The organism is Cytophaga hutchinsonii ATCC 33406 (assembly GCF_000014145.1).
In the GTDB taxonomy this organism is placed as follows: Bacteria; Bacteroidota; Bacteroidia; order Cytophagales; family Cytophagaceae; genus Cytophaga; species Cytophaga hutchinsonii.
Window position 1 is genome coordinate 1,716,558 of record NC_008255.1, and the last position, 25,770, is coordinate 1,742,327.

At 33.6% G+C, this 25,770-nt stretch carries 23 protein-coding genes; 7 read left to right on the top strand and 16 right to left on the bottom strand.

The genetic code is table 11. From position 1 onward, the window contains the following. Positions 1-346: 346 nt before the first annotated feature. Together CHU_RS07250 and CHU_RS07255 are read right to left on the bottom strand one after the other, a co-directional pair. Complete coding sequence (locus tag CHU_RS07250) at positions 347-1,444, bottom strand: helix-turn-helix domain-containing protein (RefSeq protein WP_011584875.1); 1,098 nt, start codon at positions 1,442-1,444, stop codon at positions 347-349. 1 nt (position 1,445) lies between these two features. Continuing rightward, entirely contained in the window at positions 1,446-2,054 is a 609-nt protein-coding gene (locus CHU_RS07255) for a hypothetical protein (RefSeq protein ID WP_041932258.1), read from the bottom strand. Between the two features lie 475 nt (positions 2,055-2,529). On the opposite strand from CHU_RS07255, the gene CHU_RS07260 reads away from it, so the two are divergent. The 3 genes from CHU_RS07260 (at position 2,530) to CHU_RS07270 (ending at position 6,389) form a co-directional block, all read left to right on the top strand. After that, on the top strand, positions 2,530-2,958 hold the full coding sequence (locus CHU_RS07260; RefSeq protein WP_011584877.1) for a LexA family protein: 429 nt from the start codon (positions 2,530-2,532) through the stop codon (positions 2,956-2,958). A 1-nt stretch (position 2,959) separates the two neighbouring features. Beyond that, positions 2,960-4,222 carry a Y-family DNA polymerase gene (locus tag CHU_RS07265; protein WP_011584878.1) on the top strand — a complete coding sequence of 421 codons (1,263 nt, stop codon included), beginning with the start codon at positions 2,960-2,962 and terminating at the stop codon, positions 4,220-4,222. Positions 4,223-4,457: 235 nt separating this feature from the next. Further along, positions 4,458-6,389 carry a hypothetical protein gene (locus CHU_RS07270; protein WP_041932260.1) on the top strand — a complete coding sequence of 644 codons (1,932 nt, stop codon included), beginning with the start codon at positions 4,458-4,460 and terminating at the stop codon, positions 6,387-6,389. 232 nt (positions 6,390-6,621) lie between these two features. Here the strand turns inward: CHU_RS07270 and radC are convergent, their stop codons facing one another. Further along, positions 6,622-7,323 carry a RadC family protein gene (radC, locus tag CHU_RS07275; RefSeq protein ID WP_011584880.1) on the bottom strand — a complete coding sequence of 234 codons (702 nt, stop codon included), beginning with the start codon at positions 7,321-7,323 and terminating at the stop codon, positions 6,622-6,624. A gap of 86 nt (positions 7,324-7,409) precedes the next feature. Further along, a complete protein-coding gene (locus CHU_RS07280) occupies positions 7,410-7,664 on the bottom strand; it encodes a hypothetical protein (protein WP_011584881.1) in 255 nt (84 codons plus the stop codon). A 93-nt stretch (positions 7,665-7,757) separates the two neighbouring features. Between CHU_RS07280 and CHU_RS07285 the strand changes: the two genes are divergently transcribed. Beyond that, complete coding sequence (locus CHU_RS07285) at positions 7,758-7,997, top strand: helix-turn-helix domain-containing protein (RefSeq protein ID WP_011584882.1); 240 nt, start codon at positions 7,758-7,760, stop codon at positions 7,995-7,997. 330 nt (positions 7,998-8,327) lie between these two features. Further along, entirely contained in the window at positions 8,328-10,193 is a 1,866-nt protein-coding gene (locus CHU_RS07290; RefSeq protein ID WP_011584883.1) for an ATP-binding protein, read from the top strand. Between the two features lie 279 nt (positions 10,194-10,472). On the opposite strand, the gene CHU_RS07295 is transcribed toward CHU_RS07290, so the two are convergent. From CHU_RS07295 to CHU_RS07340, 10 genes are all read right to left on the bottom strand, one after another. Next, positions 10,473-10,685, bottom strand: coding sequence for a heavy-metal-associated domain-containing protein (locus tag CHU_RS07295; RefSeq protein WP_011584884.1), 213 nt, complete (start codon positions 10,683-10,685; stop codon positions 10,473-10,475). Positions 10,686-10,699: 14 nt separating this feature from the next. Next, on the bottom strand, positions 10,700-13,114 hold the full coding sequence (locus tag CHU_RS07300; protein ID WP_011584885.1) for a copper-translocating P-type ATPase: 2,415 nt from the start codon (positions 13,112-13,114) through the stop codon (positions 10,700-10,702). A gap of 93 nt (positions 13,115-13,207) precedes the next feature. Then, a complete protein-coding gene (locus CHU_RS07305) occupies positions 13,208-13,786 on the bottom strand; it encodes an AraC family transcriptional regulator (protein WP_011584886.1) in 579 nt (192 codons plus the stop codon). Between the two features lie 4 nt (positions 13,787-13,790). Further along, positions 13,791-14,993 (bottom strand): efflux RND transporter periplasmic adaptor subunit, encoded by a 1,203-nt coding sequence (locus CHU_RS07310; RefSeq protein ID WP_041932261.1) that lies wholly within the window; start codon positions 14,991-14,993, stop codon positions 13,791-13,793. 33 nt (positions 14,994-15,026) lie between these two features. Continuing rightward, on the bottom strand, positions 15,027-16,322 hold the full coding sequence (locus CHU_RS07315; protein ID WP_041932262.1) for an HlyD family efflux transporter periplasmic adaptor subunit: 1,296 nt from the start codon (positions 16,320-16,322) through the stop codon (positions 15,027-15,029). Continuing rightward, on the bottom strand, positions 16,297-17,502 hold the full coding sequence (locus tag CHU_RS07320) for a TolC family protein (protein WP_177254169.1): 1,206 nt from the start codon (positions 17,500-17,502) through the stop codon (positions 16,297-16,299). Before CHU_RS07320 ends, CHU_RS07315 begins: the two co-directional genes overlap by 26 nt. Before the next feature lie 74 nt (positions 17,503-17,576). Next, complete coding sequence (locus CHU_RS07325) at positions 17,577-20,726, bottom strand: efflux RND transporter permease subunit (protein WP_011584890.1); 3,150 nt, start codon at positions 20,724-20,726, stop codon at positions 17,577-17,579. Between the two features lie 96 nt (positions 20,727-20,822). Further along, a complete protein-coding gene (locus tag CHU_RS07330; RefSeq protein WP_011584891.1) occupies positions 20,823-21,086 on the bottom strand; it encodes a heavy metal-binding domain-containing protein in 264 nt (87 codons plus the stop codon). A 22-nt stretch (positions 21,087-21,108) separates the two neighbouring features. Beyond that, positions 21,109-21,471, bottom strand: coding sequence for a heavy-metal-associated domain-containing protein (locus tag CHU_RS07335; RefSeq protein ID WP_011584892.1), 363 nt, complete (start codon positions 21,469-21,471; stop codon positions 21,109-21,111). 302 nt (positions 21,472-21,773) lie between these two features. Further along, entirely contained in the window at positions 21,774-22,169 is a 396-nt protein-coding gene (locus CHU_RS07340; RefSeq protein ID WP_011584893.1) for an HYC_CC_PP family protein, read from the bottom strand. A 322-nt stretch (positions 22,170-22,491) separates the two neighbouring features. On the opposite strand from CHU_RS07340, the gene CHU_RS19840 reads away from it, so the two are divergent. Together CHU_RS19840 and CHU_RS07345 are read left to right on the top strand one after the other, a co-directional pair. Continuing rightward, complete coding sequence (locus CHU_RS19840; protein WP_316910396.1) at positions 22,492-22,656, top strand: four-helix bundle copper-binding protein; 165 nt, start codon at positions 22,492-22,494, stop codon at positions 22,654-22,656. Between the two features lie 54 nt (positions 22,657-22,710). Beyond that, positions 22,711-23,364 (top strand): DUF305 domain-containing protein, encoded by a 654-nt coding sequence (locus tag CHU_RS07345; RefSeq protein ID WP_011584894.1) that lies wholly within the window; start codon positions 22,711-22,713, stop codon positions 23,362-23,364. A gap of 63 nt (positions 23,365-23,427) precedes the next feature. Here the strand turns inward: CHU_RS07345 and CHU_RS07350 are convergent, their stop codons facing one another. Both CHU_RS07350 and CHU_RS07355 read right to left on the bottom strand, forming a co-directional pair. Then, entirely contained in the window at positions 23,428-23,733 is a 306-nt protein-coding gene (locus CHU_RS07350; protein WP_011584895.1) for a hypothetical protein, read from the bottom strand. A 21-nt stretch (positions 23,734-23,754) separates the two neighbouring features. Continuing rightward, positions 23,755-25,749: a heavy metal translocating P-type ATPase gene (locus tag CHU_RS07355; RefSeq protein WP_011584896.1), complete on the bottom strand. Its 1,995-nt coding sequence runs from the start codon at positions 25,747-25,749 to the stop codon at positions 23,755-23,757. Positions 25,750-25,770 lie beyond the last annotated feature (21 nt).

A 25,770-nucleotide genomic window follows, 5' to 3' on the forward strand; every position in this document is an offset into this window, starting at 1 on the left:
CAATACAAAGCTGCTGCTTACTTTCACTCTGATACTTGTCGAATCCCTTGCATTGCGCTGTAATCCGTTGCTTGATGCTGCATTCCGTTAGACTGTCTTCGATTCCCTTGATGGAATTAAAAGGCAATGCAGTAGCACACACTTTCTTTTGAAAGCGCCATTTACTGTATGAAATGCTACTATTGTCTAGGGATAATGGCAGCTAGGCAGTTCGCCTGCGGTCTGCTCATTATGGGATAAAATGTGTGATCCTTTTTTCATGATGTTGTTTGTTCACGTATGCAGATACCAATCCCATTGAGCTTTAAAAAAAGCTGTGCTTTATTACTGCATGAATTGTTAAAATTTAACGGGCTTTGCCTTTAGATACTCTCAGTCTTGGTCTTGCTGGAGCATAGCTTTTAGCAAACTCCTGGATCTTTAATCCTAAGAGTTCAGAAAGCTCATCTTCGCTATATTGAAGCTCTTCAAGATGTGCATCAATAATTTCTTTTAAAAGCTTTGGCTTTTCCTTTTCAAATTCAAGCTCTTTGGGTTCAACGGTTTTGTATCCCATATTACCCATTTGCTGCCAAAGATACTTATACTGATTATCGCTAACGCCTTTAAGTACGTGCGCTCGCTTAAGAAGTGATCCCATGGAAACCTTCCAGTATTTTTTTAGCTCCTTTAGCTTTTCAATACTCACTTCACAGAGATCCGGAGCAATTTCTACTTCAGGTGTTAGTAGTTCGGCTGCAAACATAAATGCTTCCTGCTCCACATCACGATCTTCTGCTATCTCTCTTCCTACATGCAGGCACAAATGGCCAAGCTCATGCGCAAGCGTTAGTCGATAGCGATCTGCTGTAATGTTTTTATTGATAAAGATTATCGGCAGATTATTTTCGGTAAGGATCGCATGCCCATCTACTTCAATACCTGCAAAGTCAATGTTCGCAACCAGTACGCCATTATCTTCAAGAACCTTTGTAAAATTCTCGACTCTGCCATGCGGAAGTTTCCAGTATTTACGAAGCTGTATAGCGCAGGCTGAAGCACTCAGGTCTTTTGAAAGATCAAAGGTTGGGTAATTGGGTTCAGGAAGCTCTACGGCACGGATCAGTGTTTCAATATTGATTTTTGAAATATTGATCTTTGCTTCTGACAATTCAATTTCCTTTTTAGGCATTTTAAGCTTGCGTCTGTAATACGATTTTGAAAAATCATACACTGAATGCTGAAGCCTGAAAAAGCTTACCGGATAATCGAGTGCCTTACTAATGCGTTCGATCATATCTTTAACAGGAGTTTGTGCGCCTTTCTCAATACGGGAAAGATTACCCTGATCGGTTTCTACCAGTGTAGCCAGCTCACGCTGCCCAATGCCTCTGGATTCCCTTGCAAGGACGATCATCTTATAATTGAATTCAGGACTGTTATTCCGAAGCTTGATAATTTTCATATTAACTGGCTTGCTGAATTTGAACGGTTTGTTTTACACGCACACGTTTTGCTGGTTTTTCTATTACAGGTGTAAGATTAGCTATTGGCTGTTGAATAGCGAGGCCATTAAATAGTTCTTTGATCCATTCCTGATGTCCTTTAACACGCAAGGCAAGGTGAATGCTTCCTATGCCTGTCATAGAGCTTGTAAAAGTATAGCCTGCATATAGGAACATAGGCTTTCTGGGAAATCCTTTGATAACTGTTTGCTGCTTTTCAAACTTCTTGCTTTGAGTAGTTTTTGCTTTAGCTGGTTCAAGTCTTTTGTTGAACTTGTTAAAACGAATGAAGATCTGGTTGCCGATTAAAAGCCCGAAGACCCCTTTGTATTCTTTACAGGCAACTCCAGGAACATTCGCAAAGTTTTCTTTAATCCGTTCCAAGATGAGATTTTGAATTAATGTAGCCTTAGTCCTGGAGTTGAAAGTAATGATACGTTCCTTAGAATAACAGTCGTATCCTACAAGATCCATATAATCGGTAAAGCCCTTTTTGATACTGCTGGTTAATTTTGATAGGTGAGGAGCTAACACCATTTCTGATTCTTCCAATGAAAGTTTTAGTCGCATAAGTTTTTTGAATTAGATTGTGGACAAATATACGAACGTTTTCCAAAAGTGTTTAAAATATGCGCTAAATATTTTAGCACATTAATTAAATCATTGAAATACAGTTAAAAAAATTATAAAATAGAGTTAAAATTAAGTTAAATATGCGTTAAATTAAGTTAAATACAGATCGTATTCAGTTTATTATAGACACATAAAATAATTTTATACCTGAATATCAATGAGATAATTTAAAATTCTGTTTAAATAAACCTTTTTATCAATTCAATATTTCGAATATTGATTTTATATACTAAAAATATTAGTAAATGAAATTGAAAAGCTTATTTTTGCTTCATCAGCGCCCCAAAGTTAACATATGTTAATGAGTAGATTCAGCACTAATAATTAAGATTGCATGCTATAGCTAGCAAAATTAATAATTGTTGAAGGGTGTTCCTGATAGCAATATCAAACCATCCTTTATTTATTAAATATGATTGAGCTGTATCAAATTGATTCTTCTACTGCTACACTGATTCCATTTATTTCAGATAAGCTGGTTTGTGGTTTCCCTTCGCCAGCTACAGATTACCTTGATCTATCCATTGATTTAAATAGAGAGCTTATTACTAATCCGAATGCTACTTTTTGCGGAAGGGTAAAAGGAAACAGCATGATTGATGCCGGAATTGAGGAAGGAGATGTATTGATCATTGATCGTTCAAAAGAGCTTACCGATAACAGCATAGCGGTTTGTTTTTTAGATGGCGAGTTTACCGTTAAGCGGGTGAAGGTTTATAAGTCTAAAAAAGAAATTCATTTGATGCCTTCTAATAAAAATTTCAAACCCATTATTGTTACTCCCGATAATGAATTTACAATATGGGGTATTGTAGTATACACAATTAAAAAAAATTATTGAGATGTATGCATTAATTGACTGCAATAATTTCTACGCAAGCTGTGAAAGAGTATTCAATCCTTCACTGAACGGAAAGCCCATAGTCGTATTAAGTAATAACGATGGCTGTGTGATTGCAAGAAGCAACGAAGCAAAGGCTCTGGGCATTGACATGGGAGGAGCGTATTTTATGATTGAAGAAGCATTAAAAAAACATAATGTATTTGTGTTCTCTTCTAATTATACTTTGTACGGTGATATGTCACAACGGGTAATGAATACATTGGCTGAATTTACACCCGAGATTGAAGTATACAGTATCGACGAATCTTTTCTAAACTTTGAAGGCTTTGAATTGCTTGGGGATTTAAAGATTTATGGTACAACAATCCGTAATACAGTTTTTCGCAATACAGGTATTCCGGTATCAATAGGCATTGCCCCTACAAAAGCTCTTGCCAAATTATCCAATAGGATCGCAAAGAAGAATAAGGAATATAATCATGTTTGTGTGCTTGATTCACAGGAGAAAATAATGGCAGCCTTAAAGATTACAACTGTAGATAATATCTGGGGAATAGGTCGTGCATATCATAATTTTCTTTTGAATCATGGAATACAAACTACTTATGATTTTGTTCAGCAGCCCGAAGAGTGGGTTAGAAAAAATATGTCAGTGGTCGGATTAAGACTTCACAAGGAATTGAAGGGTGAAAAATGCCTAGAGCTAGAGTTAGTAGCTATGGCAAAACAGAATATTTGTACTTCCAGAAGCTTTGGCAGATACTTAACGGATATTGACCCAATAAAAGAAGCAATGAGCAATTTTGCATCACGCTGCGCTTTAAAGCTTAGAAAAGATAAGTCTGTATGCACGTTGGTACAAATCCTATTACATACCAATAAGCATAAGCCTGATCAGCCACAATATTTTGTTAATAAAGTAATCACATTGCCTGTGCCAACTAATAGCACCATCGAACTTATACAGGCATCATTGCGCGCATTGGATTTGGTTTATAAACCAGGATACAGATATATGAAATGCGGAGTGATCGTGTCAGGTATTGTTCCGGAAGATCGTGTTCAACAAAATCTTTTCGATACAGTAGATAGAAGCAAGCACAACAAGGTTACTACGATCATGGACAAGTTAAATAAGTCCTTAGGTGCAGATTTTGTAAAAGTAGGATCGTTAGGTGTTACAAAGCAATGGCATCTTAAGGCTGAAAAATTGAGTCAATGCTACAGCACAAGGTGGGATGAGATAATTGTAATTAAGTAATTAAGTTTGCATTTTCAAATAATATAGAATTTTGTGTTGTGCTCAAATAATTTTACTTATTAATCATAGAGATAGGCCGTTTAAATTTGAAATCATTATCTTGCTTCAATATGCATAAGCCCTATTAGTCATTTTTAACTTTTAAAACATTTAATTAAAGTATCTCAAATATAAGTTAATAAAGTGGATTAACATTTTTAAAAAACATAAACTAAATCAATATTTAAAAAGCAACATGGGAAAAGAAGATGTTTTGGATAATATAAATCAAGCAATACTCAATCATTTAAAAATGAAAACTACAGGGGCATTACTGTTAACTGGAGCTTGGGGAAGTGGTAAAACTCATCATTTAAAAAATCGAGTTTTCCCTTTGATTGAAACTACAACTGAATTTATTCCAATTATTGTGTCTTTATATGGGGAGACAGACAAAAATAATATTGCACAAAAAGTCATTTTTGAATATTTTGATAAAAAAGGAAAGGACGTACATCTTTCTACAGGAACCATTGCAAAAAATATTAAGAATTTTTCTGAAGCTGTACCATTTCTAAAAAAGTATGTTGATTTAGATAAATTAATTGTTGGTGCTGGTGATAATATTTTTAGATTTCTACCACACGGTAATTTACTTATTTGTTTTGATGACCTTGAACGAATGAGTGAAAAAATTGATATAAATGATTTTCTTGGAATTGTTAGTGACTTAGTGGAGAATAAAGGTTGTAAAGTTCTTCTTATTGCAAATGAATCAGAAATGAAACATGGAATTACTTTTAAAGAAAAAACAATAGAAAAAACTATTCATTTTATTCCGAAAATATCTTCAATTTTTGATAGTATTATAAGTTCTTACGCATCCTCACCCTTTAAAGATTACTTAACATCAAATAAGGATTTTATTATTTTAACTTTAAATCCTAAAACTGATGATAAAGATGATCAAAATGAACTAAGTAAATCATTTTCGAATATTAGGAGTTTAAAATTTTCTATTGAACATTTTAAATATCCTTATTTATTATTGACTAAAGATGGAAAAGAAGACAGTGATCTTATAAATCAACAATTAAAGAGTCTTTGGCTTTTTACCTTATCAATTTCAATTGAATTTAGAAAACCTAATAATATTTCTTTTACTGACAAAAAAAAGCTTGACGAACAAGCAACAAGTTTTTTGGATATGGATTTTGGTTTAGATAAAACTGAAAAGAAAGATATTATAGTTGAAGAAAACTTGTGGTCTTATTCAGAAAATTTTAAAAGGATATATTATAATAGGTTGTCCGAAAAATTTATATTCTTCCCAGTTGTTTATGATCTAATAACTTCGGGTCAAGAAATTCCAAATGAAGAGTTTCTGATACATTTGGATGAAAGCTTCAATATTAAAGAAGGTCAAATAAATCCTGCACATCAAATTCTTAACACATTTCTTCATTCGGGTTATTGGTCTTATACTGATGAAGACTTTAGAGTTGCCTTGAATGATTTATTGAAGTATTGTGAAAGTGGAAAGTTTGAAGACATTATCTCTTATATAAATGCTTGTTTTTATTTACTAACCTTTTATGAAATCATTGATGTACAAAAAGATGATATTATTATTAAAGTTGAAAAAGGCCTTGATATTTTTCTTCCTCAAACTAAGTTAAACTATTTAATAAAATCTCAACTTGAAATCGTTCAAGAAGATCTTAACGACCCTCTTTTACAAAAATTAATACTACATATTCAACAAAAGATTGTAAAGATTGAAATATATAATGCTCTTATTGAAGCAGAAGAATTAGAGAAATTATTTGCAAATGATTTACAATTATTTATAAAAGAATTTTTGCCAGCGAATACTAATGTTCGGAGTCCAAGTACACCTTTGTTTCATCAATTTAAAAAGAAAACTATTGATGAAAGTGTAAAAAAATGGCAGCCAAAAGAAATAATGGATTTGGCAAGCTTTCTTAGTATTAGATATCTTGAAACATCTTATAGTGATAGATTAACTAAAGAGCTTATTTTTTTGGAAAACATTGAATCTGCTATAACAATTAAAGGCTTAACCGAAAAAACTCTTTCAAATGATGTATTGAAAAAAAATCTTTTGCCAAGAATTACCAAATGTAAAAGTATTCTTCAATCTCATATTAGTAAAAATAGCAAGTAATTTTGCTTATAGCTTTTGAAAACATCTCAAAATAATTTGTTGAATTTTATTGAAAGAAGATGACATACTACAGGTGATTTGGTAAATGTTTTAAAATGTTCGTGTTTCTGCTCCTTGTATTTCGTAATTAGATAATGGCTGTTCCTAGTGCTTTACAGCTTAAGTTCACAGGATCCAAACGGAAATAATGCTAAAATGATATGTATGATACATCTATTATCATGTGATACTATTATATTTTTCCTTCATCTGCAAAACTATACCATGTATGATTGCAAATTATCACATGATCCAATACAGGTGTTTCTAGAAATGCGCCTGCTTCACATAACTTTTTAGTTAAATTGTAATCTGACTGACTAGGTTTAGTATTTCCTGAAGGATGGTTATGTATTAAGATAATATAAGAAGCCAGATTTTCTAATGCATATTTGTAAATGAGCTTAGGATCAACTATTGTTGCGGAAACGCCACCTGTACTTATGCGTATTTTCTTTTCGATACGGTTGTCACAGTTCAATAATAAAATCCAAAACTCTTCATGCATCAGGTCGGCGAGATCCGCCTGAATATAATTATATACATCTTCAGATGACTTTACCTGCGGTTTTATCTCCACATTTGTATTTTTTCGTCGTCGACCCAATTCAAACGCACTAACCAAAATAATAGCTTTAGCTTTTCCAATCCCCTTGGTTTTCTGTAGATCCCTTACACTTAGTCGGCCCAATGTATACAGACTCTGGTTGTTATCTTGAAGGATATGTTTGGCAAGATCAACAGCTCTTAGATTGACGGTGCCGGATCCCAGCAAGATGGCAATAAGTTCGGCATCGCTAAGTGCTGCGATTCCTTTTGATAAAAGTTTTTCTCTTGGACGTTCTTCTTCTGTCCAGGATAGTTTTGTGGGCGGTGGTATTATATATTGCTCCATATGGTTGAATGCTAAAATTATATGAAAGTCGAAAGTGAAAAGGTGTGCTCTTCTTTACTATCCGTCATTGCTTGAAAATTTTATGTTTATTCATCCCTTTGACAATTTTCAGCGGCTGTAGCTAAGAACTGGTCAAGCACATAAATTCGCCTCATTAGCGTATTGAAATTGTCTGGATACCATTGTGTATCTGTATTTATAAGCATGAAAAACATGAACTCATGGATGCTTTGTTTGATGTCCTGCGGAGTTGCTGTATTAAACAGGTCATCCAATGCATTTATTGTTTTTTCGCATAAAACAGTGTTTTTAGGCAGGTTAATCACTTTATTCTCCGTCATAACTTTATTGTTTAAAACAAAGTTAATGAATGATCATATAAGATCCTACTTATAAGTAGGTGATTTATAAGTGCGCAATTCATTAATTTGTATATGACAGATGAAGATAAAGAACTTGAAGGTTTTTATAAGAAAGTTGGCAAAAAGCTTACTGATTTAAGAAAAGCAGCTGGATACACTAATCAGGAAAGTTTTGCTCACGATGCTGGAATCGCAAGAGGCCAATATGGTAGATATGAGAATGGATCAAATATTACTATTGGCAAACTTTACAAAATTTTAAAATATCATAAGATAAGTTTTGAAGATTTTTTTAATCAAGGTTTTAAATAGTTTTAGCCATATTTAAGATTAAATACAATTTTTAATTTTAAATTACTTTATAGAAGTAGATAAATTTAAATTGGTTAATTAAATTTATTGGAGCTTGCACGCATTAATAATATGGCGGCAGTAATATTACTATTACTAAATTTATAGTGATAGTAATTTTAATATACGACTTAAAAAAATAACTATCTATCTACCGAAATGATTTTTAGTTTTGAATGCTAACGTGCAATATAAAATGATTAAAGGAAGTGATGCAATGAGTGATGAAAGCGTTGATTGATTAACCTGTTTTAATTGTTGTTAATGTATATAGTATTTTAATTGTGAATCATGAAAATTAATTTAAAGCAAGCCGTAAAGTTATTTTTTGCAAACCCTTCATTAGAATTAGTTTTTATAGAAGCCATTGCTAATTCTATGGATGCAAATGCTACTAAAATTGACATTGACATTTCAATTGATAAATTTGCTAATCAAGATACACTGAAAATATCTTTTAAAGATAATGGTGATGGATTTACAGATGAGCGTTTTTTGAAATTCTGTGAATTGCTCAAAGTAGAAGAAGAAACACATAAAGGCATCGGAAGGCTTGTTTTTTTAAGCTATTTTAAAAGTGTTGATGTGTCAAGTAAATATAATAACAAGCATAGAACATTTAATTTTTCTACTGACTTTGATGAAAAATCAATAGTTAACGATATAACTGATAATACAAAGGAGACTATATTAACATTCAATAATTATTATTTAAAGAAAATTAGTTCGCATAAATTTTTAAGCCCTCCAGATTTAATAAAAAGAATAAAGGAGGAGTTTTACCCAAAATTATATTCTAAAAAGCAAGAAGGGAAAGAATTTGAAATATCAATTTCTCTTGATGTTCAAAACCCTGAGCCGAAATATGATTTTATTTCTGAAACAAAAAAACTCAATGTCTCTGAACTTGGCGATTTAAAAGTGGAACCAATAGACGCCTCAATTATTGAGATGTTTAAAGATATGAATGTTCATTATTCTATAATTCAACGGGAAAATGAAAAAACAATTATAACTGCCCTATGCATTGATGAACGCTCATTTAAACTTGATATAATTACAGATGAAAATATTCCATTAGGTTATGAGGTTATATTTCTTCTGTACTCTTCAATTTTTGTTGGGCAAGTAGATCCTTCGCGACAATCATTGACAATTAATGAGCAAATATTAAAACCTTTAATTTCATTATTTAGAACTAAAGTTACTGAAATACTTTTGAGAGAGATACCAATTATTCAGGAACGAAATAATATTACTAAAGAAAGCCTCATTAATCATTACCCACACTTGCTTGGATATTTTGAAGAAGATACAATTGGTTTTATAAAGAGGGATGAATCAATAAAAAAAGCACAGGATAAATTTTTCAAGGCACAAAAAGAAGTATTAGACGCTCCTAATAATTTATCAGAAGATATATATGAAAAATCATTAGAGCTTTCGTCAAGAGCATTAACTGAATATATTTTATATCGACAAATCATTATTAATAAATTAAAATTAATTGACAAAAAAAGTAGTGAGCCAGATATTCATAATCTAATTATTCCGATGAGAAAGAAGCTATATAAATCCAATTTTATGTCGGATTTATATAGTAATAATGCGTGGCTGTTGGATGATAAATATATGACATATAACACTATTTTAAGTGATAAAATCATGTCAGATGTTATCAAAGAAATTACTAAAGATGAAACAGTAGAAACTGATACTACAGAACCTGATATTGCACTAATTTTTTCAAATGATCCAAATACTTCCGAAAAGGTAGATGTGGTTATTGTTGAATTAAAAAAGAAAAATTTGAATTTGTCTGATAACGTAACAGCTATTGTGCAGTTACAGCAAAGAGCCACCAAATTAATGAAATATTATCCTAATAAAATTCAACGAATTTGGTTTTATGCAATAGTTGAGTTTAATGATGATGTTATACTTTATTTAAAAAATAATGGATTTACAGAATTGTTTTCTATAGATTCAGTCTATTACAATGAATTCAATATTCAGCTTGATTTGAAATCATCTGATCGATATCCGATTGGTTTGTATATTATGTCAATAAACTCTTTGATCAATGATGCTGATGTTAGAAATTCAACATTTCTCAGAGTATTAAAAGAAAGTTTTAAAAGTTCAAATCAGTCATAAATAATTGTTATTAATTGTTGCTTATAGCCTTGAGATTGAAGATATGTTGATGCTGAATTAGCATGAGATGTTTTAGACAGATGCAATTAAAGATAAAGGTCATTCAAGAGTCCTGATCCAAACTATGATTCCTCAGTTGCCTTCGCTTATATGGATGCAACAACAGGCAATATTCATAAACATTTGACTAACTTTTGTTATGAATATGGTTCTTTACCCAATCATTTTTCATTTTTAGGAGTAGTATATACAAGCACACATATTAATGTTTATGAAAATTTAATCATATATTTCCGCCTTGAATCCAAGAGCGATAAGCTTTTGAATTATCTCATTATCATTAAGTATATCTGTCTTAATTTCCAGTATCTTTTCAGGGACTGTTGTATCAACCTTCCACTCGTTAATACCTTCTAATGTATTTAATGCTGGAGTTACTTTAGCAACACAACCACTGCAATTAATATTTGTTTTAAATTTTAGCGTTTTCATAATGTTAATTTTAGTTAAATGGATTTAAATTTTAATCTCAAACTGTTACTAACAACACTTACAGAGCTCAGTGCCATAGCTGCTCCGGCAATCATTGGGTTTAATAAAAAACCTGTAAAAGGGTAGAGGATACCAGCTGCCAAAGGGATACCGATTATGTTATAGATAAATGCCCAGAATAAATTTTGTCGGATGGCATTAACCGTATAGGTAGATAGTTTTATTGCTTGAGGTATTTTAGAAAGGTCAGATGAAATGATAGTCATTTTTGCAACATCCATTGCAATATCACTTCCTTTGCCCATGGCTATACTAACATTAGCCTGTGCCAATGCATTACTGTCGTTGATTCCGTCACCTACCATTGCAACAACTTTACCTTGTGCCTGCAGCTCCTTAACAAAATTCGCTTTATCAGATGGTAACACTTCTGCTTTAAATTGACTTATACCGACTTGCTTGGCTATAGCTTCAGCAGTAAAGGTATTGTCGCCTGTAAGCATATATACTTCTATGCCCAACGTTTTGAGTTGTTTAATTGCATCTATGGAAGTAGTTTTGATTTTATCCGAAATAGCTAATACTGCTAAAACTTCTGTGGTATTAGCAAAGTAAATGACAGTCTTAGCTTCTTTAAGCCATAGATTAGATTTATTTCTAAGATTTGTATGTATGTTGATTTTTTGTGCATCAATCAATTTCATATTACCTATGAAATACGATGTATTATCTACAACCGCTTTTGCTCCAGAACCGGTAATGCTTTCAAAATTATCAACTTTTAGGTAACTCATTTCTCCAAAATAGTTAACAACAGCTTCCGCAAGGGGATGTTCGGATTGTTTTTCAATGGATGCGAAAACGTTAATTTTGTCTGCGTTTTCATTCAACCAAATAACATCCGTCACAGCAGGCTTGCCTTCTGTAATCGTTCCTGTTTTATCGAGGATAATTGCATTTATCTTCCTTGCAGTCTCAAGACTTTCAGCATCTTTTATCAAGATGCCAGCTTCAGCACCTTTCCCGACACCAACCATTATTGCCGTAGGAGTGGCCAATCCTAACGCACAAGGGCACGCTATTACAAGAACAGTAACCATTGCCAGCATACCTTGCGTGAAACCGTTTTCGCCTCCAAACAACACCCACACTATTAAACTTAAGATTGCTATTACAATAACTATCGGTACAAATACACCTGCGATTTTATCAACAAGTTTTTGAACCGGAGCTTTACTACCTTGTGCATCTTGCACCATTTTAATTATGTGTGCCAGCATCGTATCTCCACCGACTTTTTCTGCAACGAATTGAAAACTTCCCTTTTGATTTATCGTGCCTGCAAGCACAGAATCATTTATATTTTTTTCAATAGGGATAGGTTCGCCACTTATCATACTTTCATCCACAAAAGAGTTGCCATAAACAAGTTTGCCGTCTACAGCAATCTTTTCTCCCGGCTTCACTAATAGTACATCACCAATCTTTACATTAGCTATCGGCGTTTCAACCTGATGACCACCTTGATGAACGACCGTAACCGTTTTAGGCTGCAAACCAATTAATTTTTTAATTGCAGAAGATGTATTTCCTTTAGCCTTTTCTTCTAATAATTTTCCGAGTAAAATAAAAGCAATAACTACCGAAGCCGCTTCAAAATATACATGTGCATGAAGGCCTTTCTGATGCCAGTATTCAGGAAACAAAGTGTTAAATACACTAAAGAAATATGCTACACCTGTGCTTAATGCAACCAGTGTATCCATATTAGCAGACCTATGTTTGGCTTGTTTCCAGGCATTGATAAAAAAAGAACTCCCTATATAGCCAATCACAGGTGTAGACAATGCCCACATAATATAATTTGCATATGGTATGTCCATAAAAAACATCCCTATTACAACGATAGGTAATGAGAGTACGATTGCTGCAATTGTTTTATTCCTAAGAATCGTATAATTTTTTTTATGAATTTCCTCTAGCGTGTCTTTTGCTTCTTCGCTTTCATCAACCATCAAGTCGTAACCGATAGATTGTAATGAAGCTTTAAGTTTTTTTGGATTTGTAATCGTTGGAATATATTCTATCTGCGCTGTTGTGTTTGCATAATTTACAGCAACACTTATCACACCAGGTTGTGTTTCAAGAATACTCTGTGAACTGCTTGCACAGGATGCACAAGACATTCCAAGAACCGGAAATGATTTTTTAACAGTTAATACATCATATCCGATACTGCGGATATCTTTAACCACCTTCGTAAAATCAGGAGTTAATGATTTAAAATTAAGTAAAGCACGTTCATTATTGAAGTCTACCTTATGAGTAGAAATGTCGGTATTCTGAGCAAATGTCTTGTCTACTAAAAGAGCACAATGCTCACTATGTACACCTGATAAAGGTATTTCAAATATGTCTTTCGTTTCCATAACCTTTTTTATTTATTGTAAAGGTACAGAATAGACTAAAAGCAACGGTTATAAAATTTATATTTAAACTTATGAATTTATGGGAGAATGCTATTAAATATCATTTATTGGATTACGTGTCACGTCTGCAGATATTTTTTTAAAGTCTCTTGGATTCATTCCTGTCTCTTTTTTAAATTGATTTGAAAGTGCTTGCAGACTGCTATATCCCAAAAGGCCGGCAATTTCTTTTATACTCAATTCATCATAGGAAATTAATTCTTTGATGCGTTCTATTTTTTGCAAAATTACAAATCGCTCAATTGTTTTACCTTCAACGGATGAAAATAGATTACTTAAATAAGAATATTCCATCTGCACTTGGTCATTAATATATTGAGACAAATTAATATGCATTTCAGAAAATTTACCATCCCTGATTCCTTCTATAATTAATATTTTAATCTGCTCAATTACTTTAGACTTTTTATCATCCAGCAATTCGAATCCATTTTTTTCAAGTGCTTTTTTTATTTCAAACAGGCTTTCATTAGAAACTGGAGCTGTTAATTGTACCTTTCCCAAGCTGACGTTGATAGTGTTGATACCTAGCTCTGTCAGTTCATCGGTCACAACCTTTATACATCGTGGACAAACCATATTTTTTATATGTAAAATAATCTCCTTGTTCATAAATTTACATGTTAGACATATCGTGACCTGCCATAGGATTAGTTCCTTTTTTAAATATATATTCGCTGTTGAGCAAGTATGCACCATTGATAACAACTTCTTCGCCGGCCTCGATACCTGAACGGATTTCTATATTGTCATTGCTTTCAATGCCTGTTATAACCATCCTGCTATGATAAGAACCATCTTTTTCCTTAATCCAAACCGTTGCTCCCTTAGAATCCTGAAGTATTGCATTTAATGGAAGAAATAACGCTTTCTTTGTGTTTTCTTTTAATACAATATTTGCTTGCATTCCTGGCCTTAATGACATGTCAGTATTAGATATTTCAGCTCTTACAAGATTTACTTTAGACTGAGTTTGTAGCTGAGGTGCAAAAAAGTCAATACGACTGTTCCATATTTTTCCTGGGAAACCAATAATCTTTATTGCAACGGGGTCATTCACATCAAACTCATTTACTTCGCCGGCATACAATTCCGCTTCTACCCACAACGTAGATAGGTCCGCTGTTTCGAAGACAACATCTCCATCCATTACATAATCGCCTTCTCTTTTGTTTACTGAAGTTACAACTCCTTTATATGGGCTATAAATGGTGACGGTGTTGCTTAGTTCTTTTTTATTAATCAGTGATTTTATTTGATTTTCATTCATTCCCCATAAAATCAATTTGTTTTTGGCCCCATCGGCTAATTGAATATAATCCAATTCAGATCCTGAAAACTCTTTAGATTTTTCTATTGCAATCAGGTATTCCCTTTGAGCAACTAAAAGATCTTCGCTATATAAATCATATAGTTTTACTCCTTTGCTTATTGTTTCCCCAAGACTTTTTATGTAAAGTTTTTCAATTCTCCCGCTTACTCTACTACTGATTTTGAAACGTTTATTTTCATTGATTACTATGCGACCATTGACTGTTTTTTCTCTTCCTAAATCTCCTTCTGAAATGATTAGGGTTTTGATGTTAGCGGATTGTTCCTGTTCGTTATTTAATTTCAATCCGCTTTGCATATCATTTTTGTCAATAATAACTTTTGTAAGATCCATTTTACAAATCGGACATTTTCCAGGTTTCTTCTCCATGACCTGAGGATCCATTGAACATGTATAGAATACATTGTCAGGAGTATTTTTTCCGGATTCTTTGTTACATGACCATGCTACTATCAGAAGCGTTAAGCCTAATACTATATTTTTCATATGTAGATTCATTCAATTAAGATTACAAGATGTTTATTTTGTTAATACAAAGCTTTCGCTGTCTACCATATACCATGCATTTAAAGCTATTGTATCATGTGCAGAAAGTCCGCTTATTATGTTAATCTCGTTATCTACTCTATTAGCTACAGTGATTGCAGATGCTCTAAAGTTATTTCCTTCTTTTTTAAATACGATAGAGTTGCCATTGCCTAGATTAAGCGTTGCTGATGTAGGTATCCAAAGACCATCCTGCCCATCGGTAGAAATAATAGCATTTACCAAAGAACCTATTTTAAAAATGTGATGATCACTTTTGTCCAGATAAACACGCACACTGGCAAATTTTGAATCTGCATCTAATATTGGTTCAATAAAACTAATCTTTGCATTGATTGCATTATCAGGAGCAACTTCAGATATGATTGTGACAGGTTGACCAATTTTTATTGTGCTTATATCTTGAGGATACACTTTTAATATTACCCATACTTGAGAAAGACTTATAATATTAAAAACTGGTTCGCCTTTTTTTATATATACACCTTCACGTATATTAAATTCCGTTGCAGATGTATTCATTGAGTTGCCAGTTTTGTCCCCATTCATTGGCATTGTGGGCATCGTTAATTCAGTTACATCACTCATTTGATGTATATGTCCGCTTACAGGTGCATAAATAGATACAAGATATTCCGGCTTTCGTGTTTTTTCTAATTGTAGTAGTTGCGCTTCATTCATTCCCAAAAGAATCAATCTTTGTTTTGTTGCTTGCAGGAGAGAGGGATCATCTTCTTTATTGTTTAAAAGAAAAATGTAATTCTGTTGTGCTGTTACCAGTTCAGGACTGTATACGTCCATGATTTTTTGGCCTTTGGTTACTTCCTGAAAATTATATTTTATATATAGTTTATCAATCCTGCCATCGAATCGGGATGATACAGAAGAAGTATTTTTTGGATTGTAAGTAATGTATCCGCTCGATTCAATTTGCGATAACATTTTCTTATTAAGGGGAGTGATTGTTTTTGCTTTACCAATTACCGTTTGATTTACGGGTTCAATCACATCATCAATAGATAGCTCCCCTAAGTTTTGCATGATAGCACCTTTTTCAACCAGATCCATACCACATATAGGGCATTTTCCTGGTTTATTTCGTATAATCTCCGGATGCATTGGACAAGTATATATTTTGGCTTCATTGCTCATCTCAGCACTAGCATGCACATGTAATTCAGTCTGTTTATTATTGCAGGCTAGAGAAGTCAATATTATACCAAGCATAAATAGATATATACTATTATTTTTGTTCAATAGTCTTTTCATATTCAATTTGAAGAAGTAATAATTGTTGTTTTTTATCAAGCAATTCCATTTTTGCCATTTGCAATGCTTGCACTGCATCCAACACTACAAATAGATCCTCTGTATTTTGCTCATAAGCAAGTACTGAGGCTTTATAATTTTTTTGTAAAGCAGGCAACATCGTGTTTTCGTAAATATTTATTTGTTTTTTTTGAGATGAGATTCGCCATTGTAAAGATTCTACCATGCCAGAGGCTTCATTAATGATTGCTTCTTTTTGCTTTTGATATCCCTGTATCTCATAATTTATTCCTAAAGCTGTAGATTTATACATCTTTGAAGACCATGGAGCAATAGGAATTGTTACCATGCCCATAAGTGTAAATAAATTGGGATTATTACCAAATGAAAACATATGGCCGTATTGGATTTCGAAGTCCGGTTTTAAACGGCTATTTTCATATTGCTGCTTATTTTTATAAACTAGAATATTTTTCTCGATGGCAGTAAGGTCACTTCTGTTTGTAATCAGTAATGTTGTATCTAATCTTATTGCTTCGTAATTTTTAAATACAATACTTGTATCTACATCAAATTGTATTGACTTGTCACGGTTCATTAATTGGTTCAATGCAACTCTTTTCCAACTTATTTCGCTTTCGAACATCAAACGCATATTCTGAATTGCGGCGAGCTCTGCTTTAGCTTTATATATAGAATTTAACTTTTCCTGTTGGTACGGATAGCGGATTTCAGAAGTTTTAATGATATAATTCATTAATTGCTCCTGTTCATCCAATACATATAATTTCTTTTTAAGAATAATCCATTCAGCATAATTCATTTTAGCCTGTGCAAACAAATCATTTTTCACATAGTCTTTATTTGCTATTTCCACTTCTGACATACTTTGCATGTATTTTTCATTAGCTTTTAGTTTAGCAGGGTTGGGAATCATTTGCTGGCCTTGAATCATGAATGAGCCCATACCATTAGTACCCATATTATTCATACCACCAGAATTATCCGCTTTCCACATAGATGGATTGTATGGGGTCATAAAAAAACCTGCGCCTACTTTGGGTGCTTCCCAAGCTTTAGCTCCTTCAGCATAGCTCGTAAAAGCAGCAGATTGTGCATCATACATCTGTAATTCCGGATTAGCCTGTTCTATCGTCGAGATAATGGTATCTAGTTGCATTATCTGTGCATTAACTATTAATGCACATGATAGAAGAAATAAGATTAACGTTGTCTTTTTTATCATAATGGTAATTAATGTTCTACTTCCAATACATCTATTTTTCCAAATTTTCTTAATTCGTATTCTTTTGTCATCTCAAAGATCAATGGCGTTACAAGAAGTATATGAGTAGAAGAGGTAAGGACTCCGCCAATCATTGGCAGTACGATTGGAAGCATCACATCGCTTCCTACACCTGAAGACCATAATACAGGTACTAAGCCAAATAGTGCAACGGATACAGTCATTAATTTAGGTCGCAAGCGTTTAGCTGCCCCATTAATAACATATTCGCGAATATCTTCATTGGTTATGGATTCATTTAGCTCTTTCTTTTTGAGTACCAGTTGATGCATGGCATCATTTAAATAAATAACCATTATAATACCTGTTTCAACGGCAATTCCAAACAAAGCAATGAATCCGACCATTACAGCTACAGATAAATTAACCTGATAAAAATAAATCATATAAGCCCCACCAATCAAAGCAAATGGAATGGTTAACAGACTTAGAAATGCTTCTCGTAGTGAATGGAAGGCTAGATAAAGAGCAAAGAAAATGATAACCAATACTACAGGTATTATAATGAGCAATGTTCTTTCCGCCCGAATCAAATTTTCATATTGACCGCTCCATTCAATAAAATAACCTTTTGGTAGCTTACTGATTTTATTATTTAATTTTTTCATTGCTTCGTCTACAGTACTTCCAAGGTCTCTATCCCGTACGTTGAAAAGTATTGTTCCACGTAACATCGCATTTTCAGAGTTGATCATAGGAGGACCTTCAGATAGAGTTATATCTGCTACAGCTGACAATGGAATGGTGCCATAATTCATTGTTTGCACTGGAGTCCTTTTTATTTTCTCGATGCTATTGCGGTAGTCCTGTGCAAATCTCGCATTTACATTAAATCGCTGCCTGCCCTCAATAGTAGTAGTTAAATTCATTCCACCTAAGGCAGATTCAACTATCATATTAATATCATCTTCAGTTAGTCCATATCGTCCGATCTCTTGTTTCTTTATAGTGATATCTAAATACTTACCACCTGTGATTGGTTCTACATACAAATCTTTAACACCTTCAATTCCCTCTAATTCTTTTTTTAACATTTGAGAGAAGGCATTAATGGAATCCAGATTCTGTCCATATACTTTTAATCCAACATCTGTGCGGATACCCGTAGATAACATATTAATACGGTTAATGATGGGCTGTGTCCATCCATTCACCACACCAGGGATCTGAAGCTTTGCATTCAATTCGTTAATAATGTCTTCTTTTTTTATACCTGCTCTCCATTCAGATTTTGGTTTTAATAACACAATGGTTTCAATCATACTAATAGGAGAGTTATCTGTAGCAGTATTTGCTCTTCCTGCTTTCCCTAATACAGATTCAACTTCAGGTACAGATTTAATAATTTTGTCTTGAATTTGTAATATCCTTTTGACCTCTGAATTAGAAACATCTGGTAATGTTACAGGCATGAATAATATAGAACCTTCATCAAGCGGTGGCATAAACTCTTTGCCAAGGCTCATCAATAATGGGATGCTAATAAGTAAAGCCAATATGTTAATTCCAAGAGTCGTTTTTCTCCATGTTAAGCACCATGTGATAATAGGAGTATATATTTTCTCAAGCCATCTGTTTATTGGATTACTGGATTCAGGCCTTAGTTTACCTTTCATGAAAAATGAAATCAGTACAGGTGCCAGTGTAACAGCCAAAATGGCATCCACTAAAAGTATAAATGTTTTTGTCCATGCTAATGGATGAAATAATTTCCCCTCTTGTCCTGAAAGCATAAATACGGGTAAGAAAGAAGCAATAATAATAATGGTTGAAAAGAAAATTCCTCGGCCTACCTGTTTACAGGATTTTTCAATAATATTCAGGCGATCTTGCTCATCATAAACTTTGAGAGATAAATTTCGATGGCAGTTCTCTGCCATGACTATTCCGTTATCTACAATAACACCAATAGCTAGCGCTATCCCTGTAAGAGACATGATGTTGGAGGAAATACCAAACATATTCAGCAGAATAAAACTTGCTGCAATAGTAATGGGTATTTGAATAATAATACTGAAAGCACTTTTCCAGCTAAGCAAAAATATAATGACTACTAAAGAAACTGTAATAATTTCTTCTCCTAAGGTATGCTTAATAGAGCTAATTGCTTCTTCAATCAACGTACTTCTGTCATATGCAACTTTAATGGTTACACCTTCGGGTAGGCCTTTTTCAATATCTTTTAATTTAGCTTTTACATCTTTAATAACATTATCTGCATTCTCTCCATAGCGCATAACTACAATCCCTCCGACAACTTCGCCTTCACCATTATTGTCAAATATCCCTAATCGAATATCACCGCCCATTTGCACGGTGGCTATATCTTTGATGCGAATCGGTATGGTGTTATTTGTTGAAACAGGTACATTTTCTACGTCTTCAATTTTTTTAATGTACCCTAATCCACGAACGATATAGCTCATATCACTCATCTCAAACTTTCTGCCTCCAACATCATTGTTGTTGACTTTTACAGCCTTGAGGACATCCATTAAAGTGAGATTGTAATAAGTAAGTTTATTTGGATCAATGTTAATCTGATATTGTTTTTGAAAGCCACCAAAAGATGCTACTTCACTTACACCTTTCACAGTCTGTAAGCCAAATTTGATATACCAATCCTGTAAGGCACGCTGTTCTCCTAAATCAATATTTTTAGCGTCTAAATAATACCAGAATACATGTCCTACGCCTGTTCCATCAGGTCCTAGAGTAGGAGTGATGCCTTGGGGTAATAGTCGCTGTGCATAATTAAGCCGCTCAAGTACTCTGGTTCTAGCCCAATAAATATCTACATCGTCTTCAAAAATGATGTAAACAAAACTCATCCCGAACATTGAAGTTCCGCGTACATTTTTAATTTTTGGAATTCCTTGTAGGTTTGAAACCAAAGGATACGTAATCTGATCTTCGATTACCTGTGGGCTACGTCCCATCCATTCAGTGAATACGATTACCTGATTTTCAGAAAGGTCTGGAATAGCATCAATGGGATTTTTTGTGATGGATAAAATACCCCATGCAAAGACACCTACTGCGATGAACAGAACGATAAAGCGGTTTCTGATGGAAAAGGAAATAAGTTTGTTTACCATAATTTTTTAATTGAAATCATTCTCCTGCCCAAAGGCAGGAGAAGATCATTACCAATCTGAACATTAAACTATATTAGAACAAAGAGATTATATGTATTACATTTTCATAGTACTGTCATTGTGCATTGTGCTGTCATGCTTCATATCCATTGGTTCTGAGGAAGATTTTTTTACAAGATCCATTCCGCATTTCGGGCAGCTGCCAGGTTTGTCAGAAATAACTTCAGGATGCATTGGGCATGTATACTGCTGAGTGGTAGTATGCGTGTCTTCAGGAAGATTATTATTTTTGTTTTCACATGATATGGCAACTAGTGCTACTATAGCAATAGCCATGATTGGCAAGATTATTTTTTTCATTGTATAGGTTGTTTAAATATTGTTACATTTTTTTAGCTCTATCGTATTTGCAGCAACCCGGAAGTTTATTATACGCTGCATCAGTAGCTTTTACTTTATCTGTATCATAACCTGCATCCGCTACTATTTTATGAATTGCATCCAGGTTTATCATATGTGGATCATATACTACAGTAAGCATTTTTGTTTTAACATCCCAGGTTGCTTTTTTGATGTTTTGGTTTTTTATCAATGCTGTTTCAATACGGTTTTTGCACATTTCACAGTTGCCATATACCTTAAATGTTGATGTCTCATCATGTAACACCTTTGCAGTTGCATTAAATGCAAATACTGATACAATCAGAGCGAAGAGGATGGAATAAATTCTTTTTTTAGTTTTCATGGTTTTAATATTTAGAGTTAGAATAAAACTATTGTAAATAAGCTACGAAAAGGAAGACGCATCCTATGATTACTAACAAAATCATATTTATAACCCTTTTACCTTTATTGGAAGGCTATCTTCCATTTTCGCAGCAAGATTTCATAAACGAACATGAAATTCATTGATTTAAATGGACAGTATAAATAAAGTCAAGCAAAAGCTTCCTTTAATTTGATACACTAATAAGAGATAGGAGAATAGGATGTTTATAAGCGATAACTATAGAATAGTATCTCTCGCTTTATAGAAAAAAGTAAAAATTAAATAATAAGCGTATGTAACCTAAGGTAGATGGGTATTTTAGGAGGTCCTGTTTCAAATGCATAAAATTGACCTGTGTGTTCTATACTATTAGAATAAGCAGGCACTTCAATTAGGTAAGATAAGAACGGTACTATTGCATTAGTATATACACCAATAAAATTAAAATTTGTATGCGAGCTTATTTGATTATCGTCAATTGAAAGGTTTGTTTGAGTATCCTTGCAACAATTTTTGTTCATTTTTTTTGTGCCACAAATACCGCACATCCCTTTTTTAGCATCCGAGAACGAAACTGAAATAACTTTACCACTACAATAATGCTTATTTATTACTAAGCCTATATTGAAGGCAAAGTAAATAACAAGGAGCAATATGCTGGTAAGTCTTTTCATCTATGTAAAGTAAAGAAATTAAACAGTATGGGTTGTTATGTTTTAACTGTAAATAGTTACAAAATTTTTGGATGTTGTGATAAATCACATAAATGTTTTTTAACTTCAGTAACTATCAATCAATTTAAACCCAAAAGCTATGAGTTACGAAAAATTTCTATCATGTATCAATGCCTGCGTCAAATGTGCCGCTGAATGCGAACATTGCACCACAGAATGTTTAAACGAATCAGACATGAAAATGTTACAAAAATGCATTCAGTTGAATAGGGAGTGTGCTGAAATATGTTTTTCAGCCGCCCGAATAATGGCTTTAGGCGGAATGTATAGCTCACAATTATGTCAGCTATGCGCAGATATTTGTAATAAATGTGCTGAAGAATGTGAAAAACACGGCAGTCACATGGATCATTGCAAAAAGTGCGCAGAATCTTGTAGAGCCTGTGCAGAAGAGTGTAATCATATGATAACACTTATCTCGGCATAGATTAAAAATTTGATTCAAATCTAAACTATTATTAACTCAAAATTAAAAAAACGTATGAAATCAAAGAACACACTTGTCAAAACTATCTTGGCATCCGTAATCGTTACCGCAATTATATCTCTATCTTCTTGTAAAAAGGATGATCCAGCCGAGCCGAGTGGATTAAAGGTTCAAGCCCATAATGATAATGAGATGATGAAAATAATGCACAAAATGTCTCATAGCATGGATACGATGACCAAAATGAATAATGTAGATCATGATTTTGCAATGATGATGAAAATGCATCACCAAGGTGCATTGGATATGGCAAATTACGAATTGGTACATGGTGATAATCCTGCAATGAAAACAAAAGCAAATCAGATAATATCTGCACAAACGGCTGAAATTGCAGAGTTGAATGCATTTCTGAACAATCACATGGATATGGATAATACAAACTCAACTGAATATAATATGGTTGTTATGGCCTCCATGGAAAAAATGGCAAAAGGGGCTGATCTTGAAGTTATCACTGGCGACTCGGACAATGATTTTGCTGCACTTATGATTACACATCATCAAAGTGCTACTGAAATGGCTCAGGCACAAATAGACTACGGTAAGGACGCAGATTTAAAGGAAATGGCAAAAAAAATGATTAAAGATCAAGAAATGGAAATTTCTGAGTTTCAGGATTGGTTATTAAATAATAAGCCTTATTAATTTAAAATATAAATCCTGATGATGCCATCAGGATTTATATTTTAATTACAGTTCTAATTGTTTTTATTGTGTGGTTTCAAAATATAATGTAATGGTAAATTTTTGATTCATTTCAGTTTTATAAATGCTTACAATTATAAATTTGAATACTTTTATTTCTTCGTTTATCAGAATTTCCTTTTTGATAGGGTCTATATTAAAAGATCCCAACTCTCGATTTATTAGAGTAGAACCATTTTCATCTTTTATTATTAGCATCAAATTTGAATATTGATTCAATGAAGTTAACTTTATAAGTTTGATTGAACTAGCGTCTTTTTCATCAATAATAAATTCTGTATTGTAATTTGTAAGCGTAACACTATTCATAATAATTCGTGTTTGAGATAACTATAATTTTATCTTTTGAATACGTACAGCATTCAATATTGCCAACAGAGCAACACCAACATCGGCAAATACAGCTTCCCATAAGGTTGCCAAACCTCCAGCACCTAAAATCAATACAATAACTTTTACAGCAAATGCTAGCGATATGTTTTGCCATACAATTCTTTTAGTAAGCTTGCCGATTTTAATAGCAGAGAAGATTTTGTATGGCTGATCATTTTGAATAACAATGTCAGCAGTTTCAATCGTAGCATCCGAACCCAAACCACCCATTGCAATTCCAGCATCTGCTAAAGCTACAACTGGTGCATCGTTAACACCATCTCCTACAAATGCTATCTTCTTCCCCTCATTTTTAAGGGCCTGTACTTTTTCTACTTTACCTTCAGGAAGCAAATCGCCATAAGCAGCGTCAATACCTAATGTCTTTGCGACAGCATCTACTACAGCCTGCTTATCGCCCGAAAGCATAACAGTCTTAATACCTAGTCCATGCAATGCCTTTATGGCTTCTAAGGCATCTTCCTTGATTTCATCTGCAATGGTTAAATAGCCTGCATACTTCCCGTCTATGGCTGTTACAACTATGGTGTCAGTGATGTTCTTAATTTGTTCATCAAAGGCAATATTGAATTTGCTCAATAATTTTAGATTCCCTACTAATATCTGTTTCCCTTCTACAGTACCTTTTAATCCATACCCTGCAATTTCCTCAACATTTTCAGCATTCGGTAAATCTTTAAGAGCTACATATGCAACAACTGCTTTTGCAATAGGATGTGTTGAATGTGTCTCTAATGCAGCTGTATATTTTAAAAGAGAATCTTTTTCAATATTGCTGGGTTCTACTTGCTGAACTTTAAAAACACCTTTTGTTAGCGTTCCTGTTTTGTCCATTACTACAGTATCAATACCGGTCATGACATCTAAATAGTTAGAGCCTTTAAACAGGATACCATTGCGTGAGGCTAATCCAATACCCCCGAAATATCCTAAAGGAATAGATACAACTAATGCACAAGGGCAGGAAATAACAAGAAATACCAATGCTCTATACAGCCAATCATTGAAAACATAATTGTCTACAAAGAAAGAAGGTACAACAGTAATCGCAATAGCAAGGAACACCATTACAGGTGTATACCTGCGTGCAAATCGTGAAATAAAGAGCTGTGTCTTTGCTTTTTTTGCTGTTGCATCCTGTACGAGTTCCAGTATCTTGGACAATTTACTGTCTTTGAATAGAGCAGTTACTTTTACCTCAGATACAGTGTCAAGATTAATCATGCCTGCCAATACAGGCTCACCTTTATACTTATTATCCGGCTTGCTTTCACCAGTTAGCGCAGCAGTATTGAAGGATGCTTTTTCAGAAAGGAGCTCCCCATCTAATGCAATTTTTTCACCGGACTTGATTTGAATGGTTTCACCTATAGCTACTTTAGTAGGATGTACTTTTTCCGCTTTGCCATTCCTAAGTACATTTACCTCATCCGGACGAATATCCAGCAGCGCTTTTATGGATCTTTTAGCCCGTTGCACCGCAGCATCCTGGAATAATTCTCCAATCTGATAAAATAGCATTACGGCAACTCCTTCCGGATATTCCTTGATATAGAATGCTCCAAGAGTAGCTATGCTCATTAACATGAACTCATTAAAGAAGTCACGACGCAAGATAGATCGGTATGCTTTTTTCAGCACAGGCCAGCCAATGAGCAAATAGGGTATAAGATAATAGGCTAACCTGACATATCCTTGGAAGAATTCCAGCCTTTGAAATTTAGTTACCTGGTTATCGGCAATAATTCCTCCGATTAGTAGTACGAAGGAAATTATAGCGGGAAGATATTTTTTAAATCCGTCAGCTTTTTCTTCCTCTGTATCTACTGCATCGTGATCATGGTCACTCTCACTGCCAGAACCGTGATCGTGTTTTTGATCGACTGCTTTTTGGTTTTGGTCCTCAGCATCGTTTTTAATAGTTTCTTGCATAATTCTAATCTTAATTACTTA

Bases quoted from the DNA above. Each gene is read 5' to 3' on its own strand.
- CHU_RS07315 (WP_041932262.1), bottom strand. From the start codon at position 16,322: ATGAAAAGACTATTGAACAAAAATAATAGTATATATCTATTTATGCTT.
- CHU_RS07285 (WP_011584882.1), top strand. From the start codon at position 7,758: ATGACAGATGAAGATAAAGAACTTGAAGGTTTTTATAAGAAAGTTGGC.
- CHU_RS07280 (WP_011584881.1), bottom strand. From the start codon at position 7,664: ATGACGGAGAATAAAGTGATTAACCTGCCTAAAAACACTGTTTTATGC.
- CHU_RS07265 (WP_011584878.1), top strand. From the start codon at position 2,960: ATGTATGCATTAATTGACTGCAATAATTTCTACGCAAGCTGTGAAAGA.
- CHU_RS07340 (WP_011584893.1), bottom strand. From the start codon at position 22,169: ATGAAAAGACTTACCAGCATATTGCTCCTTGTTATTTACTTTGCCTTC.
- CHU_RS07305 (WP_011584886.1), bottom strand. From the start codon at position 13,786: ATGAACAAGGAGATTATTTTACATATAAAAAATATGGTTTGTCCACGA.
- CHU_RS19840 (WP_316910396.1), top strand. From the start codon at position 22,492: ATGTATAGCTCACAATTATGTCAGCTATGCGCAGATATTTGTAATAAA.
- CHU_RS07335 (WP_011584892.1), bottom strand. From the start codon at position 21,471: ATGAAAACTAAAAAAAGAATTTATTCCATCCTCTTCGCTCTGATTGTA.
- CHU_RS07355 (WP_011584896.1), bottom strand. From the start codon at position 25,749: ATGCAAGAAACTATTAAAAACGATGCTGAGGACCAAAACCAAAAAGCA.
- radC (WP_011584880.1), bottom strand. From the start codon at position 7,323: ATGGAGCAATATATAATACCACCGCCCACAAAACTATCCTGGACAGAA.
- CHU_RS07290 (WP_011584883.1), top strand. From the start codon at position 8,328: ATGAAAATTAATTTAAAGCAAGCCGTAAAGTTATTTTTTGCAAACCCT.
- CHU_RS07295 (WP_011584884.1), bottom strand. From the start codon at position 10,685: ATGAAAACGCTAAAATTTAAAACAAATATTAATTGCAGTGGTTGTGTT.
- CHU_RS07300 (WP_011584885.1), bottom strand. From the start codon at position 13,114: ATGGAAACGAAAGACATATTTGAAATACCTTTATCAGGTGTACATAGT.
- CHU_RS07250 (WP_011584875.1), bottom strand. From the start codon at position 1,444: ATGAAAATTATCAAGCTTCGGAATAACAGTCCTGAATTCAATTATAAG.
- CHU_RS07320 (WP_177254169.1), bottom strand. From the start codon at position 17,502: ATGCAACTAGATACCATTATCTCGACGATAGAACAGGCTAATCCGGAA.
- CHU_RS07255 (WP_041932258.1), bottom strand. From the start codon at position 2,054: ATGCGACTAAAACTTTCATTGGAAGAATCAGAAATGGTGTTAGCTCCT.
- CHU_RS07325 (WP_011584890.1), bottom strand. From the start codon at position 20,726: ATGGTAAACAAACTTATTTCCTTTTCCATCAGAAACCGCTTTATCGTT.
- CHU_RS07330 (WP_011584891.1), bottom strand. From the start codon at position 21,086: ATGAAAAAAATAATCTTGCCAATCATGGCTATTGCTATAGTAGCACTA.
- CHU_RS07260 (WP_011584877.1), top strand. From the start codon at position 2,530: ATGATTGAGCTGTATCAAATTGATTCTTCTACTGCTACACTGATTCCA.
- CHU_RS07345 (WP_011584894.1), top strand. From the start codon at position 22,711: ATGAAATCAAAGAACACACTTGTCAAAACTATCTTGGCATCCGTAATC.
- CHU_RS07310 (WP_041932261.1), bottom strand. From the start codon at position 14,993: ATGAAAAATATAGTATTAGGCTTAACGCTTCTGATAGTAGCATGGTCA.
- CHU_RS07350 (WP_011584895.1), bottom strand. From the start codon at position 23,733: ATGAATAGTGTTACGCTTACAAATTACAATACAGAATTTATTATTGAT.
- CHU_RS07270 (WP_041932260.1), top strand. From the start codon at position 4,458: ATGGGAAAAGAAGATGTTTTGGATAATATAAATCAAGCAATACTCAAT.